Consider the following 272-nt stretch of genomic DNA (forward strand, 5'->3'; position numbering starts at 1 on the left):
TCACGCGGTACTTGTCCCACCAGTTCTCGAAGGCGGCCACGATCTGCTTGCGCTGCGCCGTCATGTAGCGCTCGACGATGGCCTGCATGTCGTTATGCAGGATGGTCAGCAGTAACTCGGCGGCGGCTTCGGGTGTCAGGCCACACGTCTCTGATCGTCCGCCGGCTGGCTTGGCCAGCGCGGGTAATTTCGCAGCATGGTACTCCCGACGCCAGCGGCCCAACTAATCGGGGTGGATATCGTGCTCGCCAGCCACCTGCGCGACGGTCAGG

1 protein-coding gene is annotated in these 272 nt (G+C 64.0%); it reads right to left on the minus strand.

Translation table 11 applies throughout. The annotated features are described in order from the left end of the window. A partial coding sequence (locus WDW90_RS39450) for a hypothetical protein (RefSeq protein WP_336493037.1) occupies positions 1–223 on the minus strand: 223 nt, incomplete at its 3' end. Positions 224–272: the final 49 nt, after the last annotated feature.

The organism is Methylobacterium nigriterrae (assembly GCF_037106235.1).
Classification (GTDB): domain Bacteria; phylum Pseudomonadota; class Alphaproteobacteria; order Rhizobiales; family Beijerinckiaceae; genus Methylobacterium; species Methylobacterium nigriterrae.